Source organism: Nosocomiicoccus sp. HMSC059G07 (genome assembly GCF_001815515.1).
Classification (GTDB): Bacteria; Bacillota; Bacilli; order Staphylococcales; family Salinicoccaceae; genus Nosocomiicoccus; species Nosocomiicoccus ampullae_A.
This window is the reverse complement of record NZ_KV820866.1, coordinates 30,778-31,212: the sequence shown is the minus strand read 5'-3', so window position 1 is coordinate 31,212 and position 435 is coordinate 30,778. Positions and strand designations below refer to the sequence as shown.

1 protein-coding gene is annotated in these 435 nt (G+C 31.7%); it reads right to left on the bottom strand.

The features are described 5' to 3' along the window. Positions 1-269, bottom strand: a 269-nt coding sequence (locus tag HMPREF3029_RS07505) for a DUF420 domain-containing protein (RefSeq protein WP_144265448.1), incomplete at its 3' end; no start/stop codon positions are given. Between the last annotated feature and the right edge of the window lie 166 nt (positions 270-435).

Genomic DNA, 435 nt, shown 5'->3' with positions numbered 1-435 from the left:
GTAGATAAGATAATATGAGAAATTAAAAATACAACATAGTAAGTTACGAGATGTTCAGGTCCACCAAACTGCGTACTTCCTAAAAATACTGTTTTTGATAAGTAAATGATAAAGAAAATTAACGCAAACCATGCACTTAATGTCATAAACTTATCGTGACCAGCAAGGTCTCTTTTCTTAAACATTTTGTAAAGTCCAATTGCCATCATTATCGCACTTAATACGATAAATGACGTACTAATCGTTGGTAGTATAAAATGCAAATTCATAATTCAACCCTCTATTATCTATATAATTCTTCTAACTTTTTACGCTCATTTGCTCTTTCTAATGATTCGCGCGTAATTTCATCTGGATCTCTAGACTCCTCTTTCCACCACTTCGCAAATAAATAAGCAATAATAAATCCAAAGAACACTTCTTGAAGAATCTTCA